The sequence below is a fragment of the Nocardia sp. NBC_00881 genome (genome assembly GCF_045207455.1).
In the GTDB taxonomy this organism is placed as follows: Bacteria; Actinomycetota; Actinomycetes; order Mycobacteriales; family Mycobacteriaceae; genus Nocardia.
The window spans coordinates 5938645-5953767 of the sequence record NZ_CP108798.1; the positions used below are offsets into that span (position 1 = coordinate 5938645).

At 65.4% G+C, this 15123-nt stretch carries 15 protein-coding genes, 2 tRNA genes and 2 pseudogenes; 9 read left to right on the forward strand and 10 right to left on the reverse strand.

All coding sequences use genetic code 11. From position 1 onward, the window contains the following. Nucleotides 1-10 precede the first annotated feature (10 nt). Nucleotides 11-598, forward strand: coding sequence for an NADPH-dependent FMN reductase (locus tag OH799_RS25420; protein ID WP_406268847.1), 588 nt, complete (start codon nt 11-13; stop codon nt 596-598). Nucleotides 599-616: 18 nt separating this feature from the next. Then, the gene (locus OH799_RS25425; RefSeq protein ID WP_406268850.1) at nt 617-1054 is read left to right on the forward strand and encodes a nitroreductase family deazaflavin-dependent oxidoreductase; all 438 of its coding nucleotides are present in this window, start codon (nt 617-619) and stop codon (nt 1052-1054) included. Nucleotides 1055-1290: 236 nt separating this feature from the next. Here OH799_RS25425 and OH799_RS25430 read toward each other — a convergent pair whose 3' ends face one another. Then, a complete protein-coding gene (locus OH799_RS25430; RefSeq protein WP_406268852.1) occupies nt 1291-2370 on the reverse strand; it encodes a nitric oxide synthase oxygenase in 1080 nt (359 codons plus the stop codon). Nucleotides 2371-2870: 500 nt separating this feature from the next. On the opposite strand from OH799_RS25430, the pseudogene OH799_RS25435 reads away from it, so the two are divergent. Together OH799_RS25435 and OH799_RS25440 are read left to right on the forward strand one after the other, a co-directional pair. Beyond that, nucleotides 2871-3318: pseudogene (locus tag OH799_RS25435) on the forward strand (HoxN/HupN/NixA family nickel/cobalt transporter); the annotation flags it as partial. 228 nt (nt 3319-3546) lie between these two features. Next, complete coding sequence (locus OH799_RS25440) at nt 3547-4602, forward strand: alpha/beta hydrolase (RefSeq protein ID WP_406282539.1); 1056 nt, start codon at nt 3547-3549, stop codon at nt 4600-4602. Here the strand turns inward: OH799_RS25440 and hisC are convergent. Then, nucleotides 4599-5678: a histidinol-phosphate transaminase gene (gene hisC / locus OH799_RS25445; protein WP_406268855.1), complete on the reverse strand. Its 1080-nt coding sequence runs from the start codon at nt 5676-5678 to the stop codon at nt 4599-4601. The two genes, OH799_RS25440 and hisC, sit on opposite strands and share 4 nt — an antisense overlap. A gap of 118 nt (nt 5679-5796) precedes the next feature. On the opposite strand from hisC, the gene OH799_RS25450 reads away from it, so the two are divergent. The 3 genes from OH799_RS25450 to OH799_RS25460 all read left to right on the forward strand — a co-directional run bounded on the left by OH799_RS25450 (nt 5797) and on the right by OH799_RS25460 (nt 6790). Continuing rightward, a complete protein-coding gene (locus tag OH799_RS25450; RefSeq protein ID WP_406268858.1) occupies nt 5797-6504 on the forward strand; it encodes a dienelactone hydrolase family protein in 708 nt (235 codons plus the stop codon). An 88-nt stretch (nt 6505-6592) separates the two neighbouring features. Continuing rightward, nucleotides 6593-6682, forward strand: a tRNA-Ser gene (locus OH799_RS25455). A 35-nt stretch (nt 6683-6717) separates the two neighbouring features. Next, nucleotides 6718-6790: transfer RNA gene (locus tag OH799_RS25460), tRNA-Arg, on the forward strand. Between the two features lie 72 nt (nt 6791-6862). On the opposite strand, the pseudogene xerC reads toward OH799_RS25460, so the two are convergent. The 6 genes and pseudogenes from xerC to OH799_RS25490 form a co-directional block, all read right to left on the reverse strand. Then, nucleotides 6863-7541 (reverse strand): annotated as a pseudogene (gene xerC / locus OH799_RS25465) (tyrosine recombinase XerC); the annotation flags it as partial. A gap of 132 nt (nt 7542-7673) precedes the next feature. Further along, the gene (locus tag OH799_RS25470; protein WP_406268860.1) at nt 7674-9143 is read right to left on the reverse strand and encodes a hypothetical protein; all 1470 of its coding nucleotides are present in this window, start codon (nt 9141-9143) and stop codon (nt 7674-7676) included. Between the two features lie 15 nt (nt 9144-9158). Then, nucleotides 9159-9746, reverse strand: coding sequence for a hypothetical protein (locus OH799_RS25475; protein WP_406268863.1), 588 nt, complete (start codon nt 9744-9746; stop codon nt 9159-9161). A gap of 299 nt (nt 9747-10045) precedes the next feature. Then, the gene (locus OH799_RS25480) at nt 10046-10252 is read right to left on the reverse strand and encodes a hypothetical protein (protein ID WP_406268865.1); all 207 of its coding nucleotides are present in this window, start codon (nt 10250-10252) and stop codon (nt 10046-10048) included. Beyond that, nucleotides 10242-10451 (reverse strand): hypothetical protein, encoded by a 210-nt coding sequence (locus OH799_RS25485; protein WP_406268868.1) that lies wholly within the window; start codon nt 10449-10451, stop codon nt 10242-10244. The genes OH799_RS25480 and OH799_RS25485 overlap by 11 nt, the downstream gene beginning before the upstream one ends. Beyond that, nucleotides 10433-10684: a hypothetical protein gene (locus tag OH799_RS25490; protein WP_406268871.1), complete on the reverse strand. Its 252-nt coding sequence runs from the start codon at nt 10682-10684 to the stop codon at nt 10433-10435. The genes OH799_RS25485 and OH799_RS25490 overlap by 19 nt, the downstream gene beginning before the upstream one ends. A 177-nt stretch (nt 10685-10861) precedes the next feature. Here OH799_RS25490 and OH799_RS25495 point away from each other — a divergent pair, with 177 nt between their 5' ends. Further along, on the forward strand, nt 10862-12031 hold the full coding sequence (locus tag OH799_RS25495; protein WP_406268874.1) for a helix-turn-helix domain-containing protein: 1170 nt from the start codon (nt 10862-10864) through the stop codon (nt 12029-12031). A 144-nt stretch (nt 12032-12175) separates the two neighbouring features. Here OH799_RS25495 and OH799_RS25500 read toward each other — a convergent pair whose 3' ends face one another. Continuing rightward, entirely contained in the window at nt 12176-12901 is a 726-nt protein-coding gene (locus tag OH799_RS25500) for a maleylpyruvate isomerase family mycothiol-dependent enzyme (RefSeq protein ID WP_406268877.1), read from the reverse strand. Between the two features lie 160 nt (nt 12902-13061). Then, a complete protein-coding gene (locus OH799_RS25505) occupies nt 13062-13454 on the reverse strand; it encodes a RidA family protein (protein ID WP_406268879.1) in 393 nt (130 codons plus the stop codon). Between the two features lie 128 nt (nt 13455-13582). Between OH799_RS25505 and OH799_RS25510 the strand changes: the two genes are divergently transcribed. After that, a complete protein-coding gene (locus OH799_RS25510; protein ID WP_406268882.1) occupies nt 13583-15121 on the forward strand; it encodes an esterase-like activity of phytase family protein in 1539 nt (512 codons plus the stop codon). The last annotated feature ends 2 nt before the right edge of the window (nt 15122-15123 follow it).

Sequence of the window (15123 nt, forward strand, 5' to 3'; positions counted from 1 at the left end):
GAACACTGATATGTCGCCCGTCACAATAAGACTGGCCATCGTTATCGGGAGCGTCCGCGAAGGACGCTTCGCGCCCACCGTAGCCACCTGGTTCGCGGCTCAGGCCCGGCTGCGCGACGATCTCGATATCGACGTCATCGACCTGGCCGAGGTGCCCCTCGGATCGACCGCGCCATCGACGTCGCCGCCGGTCCAGGTGCGGCAGGCGCTGAACCAGTTGACACCGCGCCTCGCCGCCGCCGACGCCTTCGTGATAGTGACCCCGGAGTACAACCACAGCTATCCAGCGGCACTGAAGAATGCCATCGATTGGCATGGCCCGCAGTTTCACGCCAAGCCGGTTGCCTTTGTCTCCTACGGTGGCATGTCCGGTGGCCTTCGCGCGGTAGAACACCTGCGCCTGGTCTTTGCCGAATTGCATGCCGTAACCACCCGGGACACGGTCAGCTTCCACGGCGCGTGGCGACAGTTCGACGAGGAAGGAGAACTCGAAGAGCCCGAAGCTGCCACCATTGCGGCCAAAACCTTGCTTGACCAGGTCATCTGGTGGGCTCACGCGCTGCGGGACGCCAAGGCCGCACGGCCATACGCCGCCTGAATACGAAGGACGATCACCATGCCACTGACCGGCGAATATGAACGCGGCACCATGGACTGGGCGGCGAATCAGGCCGAGCGAATAATGGAATCCGGTGGCACGGCGGGCATGACGATCACGGGCATGCCGGTCGTTCTGCTGACCACTATCGGCAACAAGACCGGCAAACTACGCAAGACCCCTTTGATGCGCGTCGAGTACAACGGTGAATATGCCGCAGTCGCCTCGTTGGCTGGAGCGCCCAAGCATCCGGTCTGGTACTACAACATTATCGCCCACCCCCACGTCGAGTTGCAGGACGGCACCGTCACCAACGACTACACCGCCCGCGTGGTTTTCGGCGAGGAGAAGGCGCAGTGGTGGGAGCGCGCCGTCGAGGCGTATCCGCCGTACGCCGACTACCAGAGCAAGACCACCCGCCAGATCCCGGTCTTCGTTCTGACCCCACGCCATTGAACGCTCACTCACGTCTCGGCCGGCCGTGTTCATTTGCTCGGCGGCTGAGCCGTGAGTTCACCTGCCTCCGATCGCGACCCCGTTGCCGCGCCCACGCAGCCGAATTTTGTCTGCGACGCCGCAATTCGAGCGCTGGATACCGAGTGAAGCAGTCGTCCTATCCGCCGGAAGAGCTCTGTGCCTCGATCGCAGCAGATTCGACCGGACGAATGAAGCAACTGTGGGGGCGACAGGTCTCAAATCCCTTCGTCCCGTCGGACGAAGTTGGGACGGATGTCCAAGTCGGGCGGGTCGTAGTAGCGGTGGAAGGTCGGGGTCAGCCCGGAGGAGATGGGCGGGTTGATCCAGGTCCAGTCGGTGGGGCAGGTGCGGCCCGCCGCCTCCTCGCGTTTGACGTGATCGCAGAACTGTTTAGCCACGGTGTGGTGGTCGACGATGTACACGCCCGCCCTGCGGAAGCTGTAGAGCACTGCGCGATTGAGTTCGACCAGTGCCTGATCGCGCCACAGGTTCCGCTCGGATCGGGTGTCTAGGCACATCATTTCGGCGATCAGCGGGAGCATGTTGTAGCGGTTGGTGTCGCTGAGATTGCGGGCACCGATCTCCGCGCCCAAGTACCAGCCGTTGAACGGCGCGAACGGATAGGTCACCCCGCCGACCTCGAGGTTCATATTCGACACCGCGGGCAGCGCGTGCCAGCGCAGGCCGAGCTCGGCGAACCAGTCGAACTCCGGATGCTCCAATTGCACTTCGCGCGCGAGCTCCGGCGGGATGTCGAACCACTGTATCGGCTCGTCGGGGGTGCTGATCAGCAGCGGAAGGATATCGAAGGGTGTTCCGGCGCCGCGCCATCCGAGTTCGGTGGCGAACTCGGTGAGCGCGATATTGGCGGCGTCACCGATGACCGTGCCGTCTCCGTTGCGGTAACCCGCGTAGCGGATGAGCTGGGAATTGATGATGCGGAACTCGCGTCCGTCCGGCTGGCGCGGCGGGCCGACGGTGATCATCGACTGGATGGCGCCGCCGTTGGTGGCCATCTGCAGGTGCTGCCAGCAGACCTCGGCCAGGTCACGCGCGGACCGTACACGTCGGGCATCGAGCAATTTCAACGAGCGCCAATGCTTTCGGCCGACGCAGCGGGCGTGATTACGCCAAGCGAGCTTGGCTCCGATGAGGATCTCCTCGGCGGTCTGCAGATAGCCGCCGGTCTGTTCGAGCTGCTCCAGCGCAGCGCGGCGACGCCGGGGAACCAGGTGCGCCAGCTCGGGCAGCAGGAAGAATTCGTCGCATTCCTGCATCCGGCGTTTCAGATCCATACTGAAAGGTTTTGTGTCCGGAATCTTCTCGATCGATGACAGAGGTAACACGTAATTCACGTTTTTCTCCGGTCGGGCAGAGGTGCTGCGGTGAAACAGACGAGTTCGAGCAGAGAATTGGCGCGGTTGCGCACCGGGCACCGCCCTTTGCGCGTGGCCCGCGCAGGCGTGTGCCACTAGGATGCCACAAAATAGCTTCTACCCGGGGATCGCCCGGGAAACAGTGGGTCTTCCGCGGCTCCGTACCGAGCGGCCGGTTCGCTTGCCGCGAGTGTGCGCAGTGAGATGGCCTCGGTGCCGATACGACATTATGCCCACCCTTTTTCATGCCCGGAAGCGGCCCGGCGTTCAGCGTACGGCCGGTGTTCTGGTCGTGTGCCAAGATTTGCTGGATTTGCTGGATCGGCCCAAGTGGGAGCCTGGATCACGCTGTGTCGAGTAGCGTCGACCTGAGCTGCTTTTCGTGAGTGGAGGGTTTGCTCGTGCGCAGCGTCATCGGGATGGCGAATAGCGTTGTCGCCCTCCATATCGTCGGCTGGGGGCACCGCCGCTGTTCGTGGCAGCCGGGCATACCTGTTCAGGGTCGCTGTTCGGTGTCGGGCTCGGCGTGACGGCATACACGTTGGGCATGCGGTACGCGTTCGACGGCGACCGCATCGCCGCGATCGACAACACCACGCGGAAAACTGGTGGCGGAAAATGGAAACAAACGTCCAGACCGTAGTTTCTGGTTCGCGCTCGGCCATTCCAGCCTGGTGTTCGTGCTCGTCGCGTTGCTCGCTCGCGGCCGAAATGGGAGACGAGGACTCGGTGCCGCAACAGTGGACCGGACTATGGGGCGCAAGCGTGTCCGGCACCTTCCTGATCCTCATCGATCTGCTGAATCCGGCCTCGCTGGTGGGAAAGTGGCGGGTGTTCCGGCAGATGCGCCGCGGCGAGTTCGCCGAACCTCGACCTGGGTGATCTCCGTTACATCATCGTGGGTCTTTCGTGCTTACCTGGGCGGTCACGATTGTCGTGTGGCGCTTGGCCGCAGTGGAACCGAGCTCGCAAGACGCCTCGCCGCGTCGTGAGCGCGAGGTTCGGCCCGACCCGCTCTTTTCCCGACATGGCGACGGTCTACGACCCACCACCGACGTCTCTGGCAGGATGGTCCCCATGCTGGCTCGATGCGGGATGCGGCGTTGGGTTTCCAGCGCCCTGACAGGCGCCGCACTCGTTTCCGGTGCGGTGGTGTTCGGTGCTCCCCAAGCGGTGGCCGTCCCCCCGGCCCCTCCGCCGGTGAGCACGGGATCCTCGGACGGCCCCGGTCCGGCCGAGCCGACCACGAAGCAGCCCTCGACGCCGGTGATCAAGCGGATCGAGCCGATCAACGATCGGTGGCTGCGGGTCTTCGTCGCCTCGCCCGCGATGAGCCGTGAAGTCGAGGTGCAGGTGCTGCTGCCCAGCGATCAGTCGCACCCGCGTCCGACGGTGTACATGCTCGACGGTCGCAGTGCGGACGGCAGTAGCAACAACTGGACCCGGCTCGGCCACGCCGACCGGTTCTACGCGGACAAAGACGTCAACGTCGTGCTCACCGTCGGCGGTCCGGCCAGCTTCTACGCCGACTGGCAGCGCCCCGACCCGGTGCTCGGCACAAACATGTGGGAGACGTTCCTGACCAAGGAGCTGCCCCCACTGATCGACGCGAAGTTCAACGGCAACGGGCGCAACGCGGTCATGGGCGTCTCGATGGGCGCCGAGGCCGCGATGATGCTCTCGTTCCGGCATCCGACGCTCTACACCGCGATCGGGGCGCACAGCGGCTGCTTCTCGACGGGCACCGACATCGGCCAGGCGCAGGCGCGTGCCGTGGTGGCCACCTACCAGGGTGAGCCGGACAACATGTTCGGCAAGCCGGACGACCCGGACTGGCTGGCCCACGACGTCACGCTGCACGCGGACGCGTTGCGCGGCAAGACGATCTACCTATCGGTCGGCAGCGGTGTGCCCGGCGTGCACGATGTGCCTGGCACCCCGGACCTGGACGTGGTCAGTGCCATCGGCTTCGGCGGGCCGCTGGAGGCCGCGACCAACGCCTGTACCCGCAGGCTCGCCGAGCGGCTTCGCAGTCTCGGCATTCCGGTGACCGCGCATTTCAGGGCGACCGGAACACACTCCTGGCCATACTGGGAAGACGAGCTCGCCCTGTCTTGGCCGACCATCGCGGGCGCGCTCGGCGTCCGCTAACCCAGGAACCGCGTGAGCACCGCGGGATCGGTGGCGAAGCCGAGGAACAGCTCGTTCTCGTGCGGGTCGCCGATGGTGACCCGCACGCCGTCGGTGCCGTACGGCCGCACCAGCACTCCCGCCTCCGCGCCTGCTTCGCCGTACTCCGCGCTGAGCTCGCCCAGCGGCAGCCAGACGAAGTTCGCCTCGCTCGGCGGCACCCGGTAGCCCGCGGCCACCAGTACGTCGCGTACCCGCTCGCGCTCGGTGACGAGAAGGTCGGTGCGGTCCAGCAATTCGTGCCGTGCCTCCAGCGACGCGATCGCCGCCGCCTGGGCTACCTGGTTCACGCTGAACGGGATATGCACCTTCAGCAGCGCCGTGATCACCGCGGGATCGCCTACCGCGTAGCCGACCCGCAGCCCGGCCAGCCCGTAAGCCTTGGAAAAGGTGCGCAGCACAACCACATTGGGCCGGGTCCTGCCGAGCTCGACGCCGTCCGGGCGGTCCTCGGGGTCCAGTCGCAGGTACTCGTAGTAGGCCTCGTCCAGCACGACGAGCACGTGCGGCGGAACCGCGTCCAGGAACCGGATCAGCGTCGCCTTCCCGACGGCGGTGCCGGTCGGGTTGTTCGGGTTGCAGACGAAGATCAGCTTGGTCCGCTCGGTCACTGCCGCGGCCAGTGCCTCCAGATCGTGCACCAGGTCGGCGGTGAGCGGCACCTGCACCGCGGTGGCGTTGCCTACCTTGGTCACGATCGGGTATGCCTCGAACGAGCGCCAAGCAAACAGCACCTCGTCGGTGGGTGCGGCGCAGGTGATCTGCACCAACTCTTGACACAGCGCCACACTGCCGCAGCCGACCGCGACATTGGCGAATCCCACACCGAGGAAGTCGGCCAACGCCGTGCGCAGTTCGGTGACCTGATTGTCCGGATACCGGTTGGCCAGCTCGGCCGCCTCGGCGATCGCCTTGGCGGCGGCGGGCAGCGGACCGACGGTGGTCTCGTTGCTGGCCAGCTTGACCGCGCCGGGACGGCTGCGGCCAGGGATGTACGCCGGGATCGAATCGAGGTCCGGCCGGATCTGCGGTGTCACAGTCCGACCCTAGTCCGCGCGCCGGAAAGTCCGATCGGGTGCACCGGAAATTCTCTGGGCGATAGCCACTGACATGCAAATTCTACCGAATATCGGGAACTCGCCCTACGCTGGTTTCATGTCGGGCACCTACGACGATTTGGCCCCGCTGCGGGGCGGCGATGTGGAAGACGAGCGGTCAACTGCCCATGCGCAGGTGCCCATCACCGTGGCGGAGCCAGAGGGCAACGCCCGCGGCGGGATCGTGCTGCTGCACGAGTCCCGTGAGGTCACCGGCGCCGTGCGCGACCTGATGAACGCGCTGGCCAGTGAGGGTTGGACGGTCATCGCACCCAACCTCTTCCACCGGGTGGACGGTGAATTGGGGGGCGCGGTCTTCGGACACCAGCTGTTCGACGACTTCGACGCCTGCTTCGACTGGCTCACTCGGCGAGGAGTGTTTCCCGACACCATCGGTGTGCTCGGCTTCGACTCCGCGGGAACCGCCGCCTTCCTGGTCGCCACCAACCGTCCGATCGGGGCGGCGGTGAGCGTCGCGGCGCCCGGCATTGTGGAGCCGCTCACCGACCAGGCCGACGCCTTGGTTCGCGCGGCCCCCAACCTGCAGGCGCCGTGGCTCGGCCTGTTCGGCGCCGACGACCCGGCCACCCCGCCCGCCCAGGTCGACCAGCTGCGCGACGCGACCGCCCGGGCTGCCGTCGCCAGCCTCGTCGTCAGCTACCCGGGTCTGCATCACCGCGTCGACAGCCCGGAGGCCGACGACGACATCAATGCCGTCGCTTCGCAGACCAGGATCTTCGACTGGTTCGACAGCAACCTACGCTGACCAGCCGTTTTGTGATCTGGAGGGTGGCTCCTGTAACCTTGCTGCTCGGCGGTTCGAAAGGACCGGTGCCCTCGAAGAGAAGGCTCCAGGAGGCGTGCCAGAGCGGCCGAATGGGACTCACTGCTAATGAGTTGTCCCTTCACGGGGACCGGAGGTTCAAATCCTCTCGCCTCCGCCACACCCGGGAAACCGGGTACAACTGAATAAATGCATGCGCCCGTAGCTCAACGGATAGAGCATCTGACTACGGATCAGAAGGTTGGGAGTTCGAGTCTCTCCGGGCGCACAAAGAAAAGCCTCTGACCTGCAATGTAAGGTCAGAGGCATTTTCGTTTATCAAAGCAATCGGCGAAATCCCTTACTTTTCCCTTACTTTCGAGTCCGTACTTTCCCCGGCCTGCCTGTATCGGTCCAACACCGCACGCACATCGGGCCCATGGGTACGTCGCTGCACGTAGTGCTGCTCGGTGGTGGCCAGCTGCGCGTGTGACAACTGCGCCTGTGCCTGCTCGACGCCGAGGTCGTCACGGACCACGGTCGCCACGGTGCGCCGCAACGAATAGGGAGTGACCCACTTCAGGTCGGCCGGAAGTTGCGGCACGCAGTGCGCGACGTAGGTTGGCAAGACTCATCCACCCGCCGTCCCGGTTGGCGAACACCGGCTTATCCGCGAGCGTCGCCAACGTCTCGACATCCACCCCCGCCTCACCGAGTAGCACCGTCAGCGCCTCGACGGCCAGCGCAGACAGCACCACCGTATGGTCGGGTGCGCCGCCCTTGCGCTCGTCCTGCCAATGCAACGGCTCATCCTCGACCTTCCCGTGGTCGATAAGCGTGCCCACGAACGTGGCGGTCGGCGGGTCGCCCAACAGGTCGACATCGCCCCAGCGAAGCCCCAGAACCTCATTTGGTCGGCACCCGGTCGACGCCGCTACATCCACGAACGGCTCTAACAACCGCCCTGGCGCCGGACCACTCACATGCTCGCGATTGGTATAGGCGCGCACCGCATCCCGGGGTTTCGGGGTACCCACCCCCTTCGGTGGTGCGTGTTCGGCGCTGCACGGGCCATTCAGCGGCTTTTGCCCAGGTTCCGAACTCGCGGGTGCAGTAGTCGTCCCACGGGCTGTAGCCCAGCGCCGACCTTGATGCGATCCGTCAGATGGTATTCACCACCTGTCTCGCCCCTGCCCCCCACGCTCTCGCCCGTCCCGCTCGGCGGCGCGGCCCCCGCGTTGAACCTCCGGTGCGTGACTATCCCGCGCCTCGCGCGACGCCCGCAGCTGGGCTTCCTGCGCGGGTGTCAACGGCACCTGGCCCAAACCCGAAATCTTGATCACCTGCTCCGACACGCCGAGGTCCCGCAACTCCTTCCAGCGCGCTTCCATCGCCTGGGCGTGCGCTGCTCTCTCCGCGACCGCCTTCGCGCTGGCTTCCCGCTCGGCCTTGATCCGGTCGGCCTCCTGACCGATGAGCGCGATCCGCGCGTGAAGTTCCCGGTCGCGATCCTCACGTGTCTCAACCATGTGTGAGAGGAATGCTTGCTGCGCTTGCTTATCGAGGTCTGCGGCCTGCCCCTCGAGCCAACGGTCCTCTTCTCGGGTCACCCCATCCAACGCGTTGCCGAGAGTGAGGTGTGCCTTGGCGAGTGCTTCGTGGTCGATCGGTTTGCCCTGCGCCAGCGCCTCCGCCGCCTGCTGATTGACCGCCTTGACGTCCCGCTCGATTTCCTCACGCTGCCGCTTGTGGAGCTCGACAGTCACGGCGTCGACATACACCATTCGGGAAGAGTTCTTTTCCTTCGCCAACTCGAACTGATGCTGCTCAAGTGAGTGGGTGTCTCGGAATCCTTTACCGAGTTCCTTGGCGTTCTTCGCTGCTGTGTCAAGATCTTCTTGGCGCTGCTGGCCAGCAATATCGTTCAGCATCTCGTGTGCCGCGCGCAGCTCCGCCAAAGAAACTTCGCGACCCTCGCGGATGTCCTTGGTGATGGACTTCGCGAAGTCTTTGACGGAGATGATCGGGTCTCGTTCTGCTGGGAGCCTAGCAAGATTCTGTTCCAGCTTCTGCTGCGCTTCCCGCTGGACAACTTTCATTCCGGCGTCCAGTATCCGCTGAGTGGCCTTCGGGCTTGGGGTGCGCAGAATGAATTTTTCGGGGAAGTCACGCTTCATCAGCTCGATCAGCTGCCGCGCCGCTTTGGGCTGATCAGCCACCCTGTCTTTCGGGATGTACAGCAAAACTTTGTCACCAGCTTCGAGTCGGGCACGGTAGCCTATGAGCTGATCTATCAGGCGGTCCTTGTTGGACGTGCCGGTCTTTGCTTCAAGGCTGACCGCAATATCGTCTTTGGCCTTGTCCTCTGGCAGGTGTCTATCTACGAAGATCGACTTCCCGGTCGACTTGTCCTTGAACTGTTTGTGGGCCTCGTATCCCTGCTCCGGCAGATGGAGGAGGACATCCAGCCCTTTTTCGAATGCCTTCCCCTGGATGTCCGCCTTCTGCCAGAACTCGTTCGCGCGCAGCCATTCGGCGGGTGACCTCGGGATCTCGCCACGGGCTAGCTTCCCGGTGATGTAGTTATTGATGTACTGCTGACGCTGGGCGGGTGTCAGATCATCTGGAGTGTTGGCGCTCATGTCCCCCGGTATTCACTATAATTCACTTGCCCTTTTCAAAAGGTCAGCGCGGACGATTCGATCCCACTCTTCGCGGTCGGGTCGCCCTGCCGTTACCCATTTCTCGTAATTCCTGTGCCAGTTGTCGAACACCCACACTGGTAATCCGTCGGGGTGGACTGGCGCGCTTTTGCTGGTCTGTTTAACCCACGATTTGGCGAATTGCCCCTCCGGGTCTATACAGATGCCGCCCGAAGGGGTGCTGACCAACGGTAGGAACTCGACGGGGCGCGAGGCATTATCGGGAATGTTCACCCAGTGGCCCTCGAAGCTGCGGATGTAGACCTCACCGAAATGCCGCACGAAAAGTCCGGCCACTTCAGCGTTTTCGGGAGCGAATGCCGACTCGCTGTTGTCGAATGTCGCGCGAGCCGCTACTACGGCCAGCCGCAACCCTTCGCGGCTATAGGGTTCTGGCAGCGCGCCGACGTCGGGAGCGACTTCGGTGAGGAACCGCTCTAGGGCTGCGGGCTGGCCCTCCAACCATTTCAAGAACGCTGGTTCGTGCTGGTCGCGCTCCTGCTGCTTCAGTTCGGCCTTCGTCATATTGCGGATCTCGCCCATATCGTCTGCCTCCTCGTCACGGTTCGGCCTGCACAGGCAGTCTCGCAGGGCTCCGACCTCACGGTCAGGCATTGGCGGTCCGGTACTCGCGATAAGGGCGTGTCGTGACAAGACGACGGCCGCTGTCCGTGATCCGCCAGTAGGTAGGAACCCGGTCGGTGCCCCATGCCCACCCGTCGTGAGCAAGGGATGCAGCGGCGGCCCGTGCGGCCGTCGGCGCGAGACCCGTCCGGATGCTCAGTTCCTGCGTCGTTAGTGGTTCGCCATGGGCCAGAGCGCCGAGGATCATCGCCTGCGATCTACTGAGCGCCATCGGCTTGCCTCGCCAGCACGCGCAGGCCGTCACGCACCCGCTCGAGCAGCTCCAGAGTGTTGCCGTATTTGGCTTCCCTGAACAGCTCCGCGGTTTCCTCCGGGCTGTAGGGCCAGCCGTCGGCGCCGATGATCGACAGGCTGCCGTCGATGTAGCTCTGCCGAATGCCGATCGGCTCGTTGTCACGAGTCATGGTCGGCCCCATCCCCGGTACCGAGGATGTACGCGCTCGCAGAGAGGTATTGCAGGCAGGTAGGACCATGTCCGCCATGGACGTTGACGACGAACTCGGCCTGCTCCAGCGAACGGAATATGCCGTCCTGCCAGCATTTCTGGTGGAAGTGACGCCACTGTTCGGCGTCGGCGAGGGTGATCACCGGACTGCCCGCCATGGCTTCACGACCTTCGCTTCGATGAGGACGTCGAGCGCGGCGGCCTTGTCGGCGCATGTTTCGGTGTCGCATCCGATACGCGCCTGCCACACCAGATGTGCATCCTCAGGCGTGTACGGGATATCAGGCGCGGGATGGCACGTCTCAGTGCTCCTCACGGGGCGATCGAAGAAGCAGATCGTGCCGTAGATGAGAGCGGCCACCGTGAAGGCGATCAGTAGAGCGATGGGCATCTTGTCTATACCCCCGGGCGCTTGTGGTGTCGGTTGGGGCACTCGGCGCCGAGGAAGGCCGATTCGGGGGCGGCGTCGTCCCGGCGCCGAGTGCTATATCGAGAGTCCCGCTCTCCGAACACATCCGATACGGATTCGCGTCCACAGTCGTCCACAACCACGCATACGATGACCTGCATGGGCAATACCGGGGAGCGTCCCGAGTCGGGCGATACGACGGCGCTCGGCACCCGATTGCGCGCTGCTCGCGAGTCCGCTGGTGTCAGCCTGGCCGCCCTCGCCGCCCGCACCCACTTCAGCAAGTCGATGCTCGGCTCACTCGAGACGGGACAACGGCAGGTCCGACCCGAGCACATCACCGCCTACTCCGAAGCGCTGAACATCTCCGTCTACGCACTCATCGCGCCCCCCGATGACCCGGTCCGCATCGCTCACGAGTGGCTGGTCTCCGATTCAGTGGCAGTCACACATTCCGCTGCCGGACGCAGAGTCGGAGCCGATTTGGCCGGAGCTCTGGAGCAGCGCGTGATCGAGCTACGCCACCTCGACGATTCGATCGGTGGACGCGACCTTCACCCAGTGGTTCACAAGGAACTGATCGATGCACAGGCCGTCGTTCTGGAAGCCAGCTACACCGAGCGAGTCGGGCAACGCCTGCTGACCGCCATCGGGGAGCTCTCGCAACTGGCTGGGTGGGTCGCCTCCGACGCCGGCCGCTACCTCGACGCACAACGGATCTACCTCGACGGAGTATCGGCCGCCACCGCTGCAGGGTACCGCGCACTCGCCGGGCAACTGCTGTCGTCACTCTCCTACCAGATCGCGAATGTCGGTAACCCTGCCGATGCCGCACTACTCGCCCGGACCGCGGTGGCTGGCGCAACCAACGCAACCCCCATCGTGCGTACCCTCCTGCTCGAACGAGTCGCCTGGGCGAACGCACGGGCAAGAGATCATGACGCGACACGTCGTGCACTGGACGCCGTCGACGACACCTACGAGTCCCGGTCGCCGGGCATTGATGAACCGGAGTGGGTGTACTGGGTCAACCGCACCGAAATCGACGTGATGGCTGGGCGGTGCTTCGTGGAACTCAGCGACGCACCACGAGCCGCGCCCCTGCTGTCACGCGCCATCCAGAACTACCCGACCGGCCATGCCCGGGAAGTGGCGCTGTATCGGACCTGGCTCGCCGAAGCCTACGCCCGCAGCGGGGATCTCGACGCCGCACGAGCCAACACCGAGCGTGCCCGCCGCGCCGCAGCCCGCGTGAACTCCTCACGGCTCGACCGGCGCGTCAGCGAAGTCGAACGGATGTTGGAGTCGAAACGCGCAACGTGGGTGTGACGTCCCGCGCGCGATGGGGTACCCGTAGCCCCCGTGCCCACGGTTCGGCGCGACGCACCATTTTGCCGACGCCGACAAAACCCTGAGTCAGCCAGGTTGTCAGCGTCGGCAACCTGGGCCCACGGTTGGGATGGGTCCGGGGGCTCACCTCCAGGCAGGGAGGGTCGGCAAGGTTCCGGTCAGGTCGGTGCCCTCACTGCGGCCGAGCAGCCAGGCGACCAGGGAGGCGCCGGGGCCGGAGATGGTGTGGGTGGCCGGGCTGGTGCCGATGGTGGCGGTGAAATCGGTATCGGTGGCCTGGACGGCGAACGGCTCGAGCGAGGTGTCGGCGGTGAGGCGGTTCAGGTCGGCGGTTGCCTGGGGGAGGATGCGGGTGACGAAGGCGGCGGGCCAGTCGGACGGACGGTAGCCCGCGTCCAGGTCGACATGGTGGATCTCGACCTCCTGCAGGCGCATCCAGCGCACCTCGGTCGCCGGAACCGGGCGGCCCTGGCGAGTGCGGACCTCCGCCTGCCAGGCGTCGTCGGTGAGGGTGCGCGCCAGGCTGAGCCAGCGGTTCGCGGCGGCCTCGTTGTCGGCGAGCTGCTCGGCCAGCGGACGGGGCGCGCCGGCTTCTATGTCACTGTCGCGGAGGAAAGTACTGGCGTACTGCGGGATTTCGACGCCGGTGTGCGCCCACAGCAGCAGGTTCACCACGCTGTCGGCGTTGCGAGCCAGATGGGCGAGCACATGGCCTCGAGTCCAGCCGGGCAGCAGCGAGGGCTCGGCAACGGCCTGATCGCTGAGGCCACGGATGGTGTCGAGCAGCCGGTCGGTCGCCGCGGCGACCGTGTCGAGCGGCACGGGTGTCTGCGAAGCGGTGCTGGTCACGGCTCCGACCCTAGCGATCGAAACCCGGTTCGCCGCAGAAGACGGGCCGGAACCAGGTCGGACCGGTCTTCGCCGTAACGGCCGCCGGTGTTCTGATCGGCCGATGGTTCATCGGGCGACGCAAGCGCGGTCCGGCAGGACCCGTCGTCAGCGACTCGGCTCAGTCGGCGACGATCGCGTCGGCTTCGATCTCCACCAGTAGAGCCGGGGTGATCAAGGCCTTGATCTCGTACATGGCCGCCGCGGGCCGGATCTCGCCGAACACCTCGGCGTGCGCCTTGGCGACCTCCGGCCAGCGTGCGATGTCGGTGACGAAAATTCGGGTGCGCACCACGTCGGCCAGGCTCGCGCCTGCTTCGTTCAGCGCGGAGCCGATGCGCCGCAGGGTTTCCCTGGTCTGCTCGCCGATGTCGCCGCCGCCGACGGCCGTGCCGCCGGGCTCCGAGGCCGTGGTCCCGCTGACCGCGATGACATTGCCGAGCCGCACCGCGCGCGAGTAGCCGACGATATCTTCGAACTCCGAACCCGAGGAGATGTTCACACGATCGCTCATGGCCACAGCATGGCACGGGCCATCGACGCGCTGGAGTACGCCGAACCTTCACTCGGGTCTCGACCATTTTCGGATCAACGCGATAGGCAGTGATGGTGAAAGCTCATTCTCGTCGGCGAATTGCCGCCATGGCCGTCTTGTGCGTCGGCGTGTTGGCCGCGGGCTGCTCGTCCGCGGACCCGGCCACCGACTTCACCGTGGCCAAGGACCAGCCGCTGGTGATCTCCCTGGACGACCTGCTGGCGAACACCGGAGGTAGCGCGGCGGTCGCGACCGCCGACCCAGCTCATGGCACGCTGAGCCGCCGCACCGACGGCGCGCTGGTCTATACGCCGAACGCGGGCTACACAGGTGCGGACAGCATCGAGGTGACCACCACCGACGCGGTGCGGTTGTACACCACCGACCTTCCACCCCTCGGCGAGCTCGGTGGAACTACTCTGCAGGGCAGCGGTTTCGGGTCGGCATGGACGCCGGTGCCCGGCAGCACGGACGAGTTCTACGGGCTCACCGACCGCGGTCCGAACGTGGACGGGCCGGGTAAGAACGAGAAGATCGCGCCGACCCCGACCTTCGTGCCGAAGATCGGCCGTTTCCAGCTGGTCGGCAACCGCGCCGTGCTGCGCGCGGCCATCGAGTTGCGTACCACCGCAGGCGTTCCGTTCAACGGACAGGTGGACGTCTCCGCGAGTACCGGGGAGACCATCGAGGACCTGGCCGGAAACGTGTTGCCACCCACCGATCACGGTCTCGACCCGGAGGGCCTCGTCGCGCTGCCGGATGGCACTTTCTGGGTGTCCGACGAATACGGGCCGTTTCTGGTGCATTTCGACGCCAAGGGTATCGAGCTCGAACGACTCGTCCCCGGACGCGGTCTGCCGAAGGAACTTTCGCTGCGCACACCGAACCAGGGCATGGAGGGTCTGACCATCACGCCGGACGGGGCTACCCTTGTCGGCCTGATGCAGAGCGGCCTGAACACCCCGGGTCTGGCGGGACCGGCCAAGGACGTGCCCATGACCCGCATCGTCACCGTGGATCTGAAGACCAAAGCGGTCAAGGAGATCGCGCTCCCCCTGGAGAACCCGAAAAGCACGAAGGTCGCCGACTCGGAGATCACCGCTCTGAGCGCCACCACCTTCCTTGTCGATGAACGGGATGGCAGTCCGGCGCCGAAGGCGGACAAGAAGCTGTGGACCGTAGACATCTCTGCCGCCACGGATATCGGCCCGGACTCGAAGGTCGCCGGCGCGCAGTACGACCGGGAGCGCGGCCTCCAGGTCGACGGCAAGCCGGTGGAGACGTTGGTCGGCACGGTCCCGACGGCCGACGGCGTCGCGGCGCTGAGCAAGGCGGGCATCACCCCGGCCGTCAAATCCACGAACCTCGATCTCGGCGCGCTGGTCAGAACGCTGAATCCGGCCGGAACGTTCTTCGGCCACGACAAGATCGAGGGCGTCGCCACCCTGGACGGCGGTAAGACGCTCTACATCGCCAACGACAGCGATTTCGGTCTGGCCGCGAGCACGGGCGAGCAGCCGCCGTTCGGGCTGAAGCCGAAGACGCTGCCGGGCGGCGTGCAGGACACCGGCGAGATTCTGCTCGTCGACACCGCGAAACTGCCCGCGCGCACCGAACGCCACACTGTTCGGCTGCAGGTCGGGTAGTA

What these genes read in the sequence shown, in the direction of transcription:
- OH799_RS25490 (WP_406268871.1), bottom strand. Translation starts at nt 10,684, where the DNA reads ATGCCCATCGCTCTACTGATCGCCTTCACGGTGGCCGCTCTCATCTAC.
- OH799_RS25430 (WP_406268852.1), bottom strand. Translation starts at nt 2,370, where the DNA reads ATGGATCTGAAACGCCGGATGCAGGAATGCGACGAATTCTTCCTGCTG.
- OH799_RS25505 (WP_406268879.1), bottom strand. Translation starts at nt 13,454, where the DNA reads ATGAGCGATCGTGTGAACATCTCCTCGGGTTCGGAGTTCGAAGATATC.
- OH799_RS25425 (WP_406268850.1), top strand. Translation starts at nt 617, where the DNA reads ATGCCACTGACCGGCGAATATGAACGCGGCACCATGGACTGGGCGGCG.
- OH799_RS25510 (WP_406268882.1), top strand. Translation starts at nt 13,583, where the DNA reads ATGGCCGTCTTGTGCGTCGGCGTGTTGGCCGCGGGCTGCTCGTCCGCG.
- OH799_RS25480 (WP_406268865.1), bottom strand. Translation starts at nt 10,252, where the DNA reads ATGACTCGTGACAACGAGCCGATCGGCATTCGGCAGAGCTACATCGAC.
- OH799_RS25420 (WP_406268847.1), top strand. Translation starts at nt 11, where the DNA reads ATGTCGCCCGTCACAATAAGACTGGCCATCGTTATCGGGAGCGTCCGC.
- OH799_RS25485 (WP_406268868.1), bottom strand. Translation starts at nt 10,451, where the DNA reads ATGGCGGGCAGTCCGGTGATCACCCTCGCCGACGCCGAACAGTGGCGT.
- OH799_RS25470 (WP_406268860.1), bottom strand. Translation starts at nt 9,143, where the DNA reads ATGAGCGCCAACACTCCAGATGATCTGACACCCGCCCAGCGTCAGCAG.
- OH799_RS25440 (WP_406282539.1), top strand. Translation starts at nt 3,547, where the DNA reads ATGCGGCGTTGGGTTTCCAGCGCCCTGACAGGCGCCGCACTCGTTTCC.
- OH799_RS25475 (WP_406268863.1), bottom strand. Translation starts at nt 9,746, where the DNA reads ATGGGCGAGATCCGCAATATGACGAAGGCCGAACTGAAGCAGCAGGAG.
- OH799_RS25450 (WP_406268858.1), top strand. Translation starts at nt 5,797, where the DNA reads ATGTCGGGCACCTACGACGATTTGGCCCCGCTGCGGGGCGGCGATGTG.
- OH799_RS25495 (WP_406268874.1), top strand. Translation starts at nt 10,862, where the DNA reads ATGGGCAATACCGGGGAGCGTCCCGAGTCGGGCGATACGACGGCGCTC.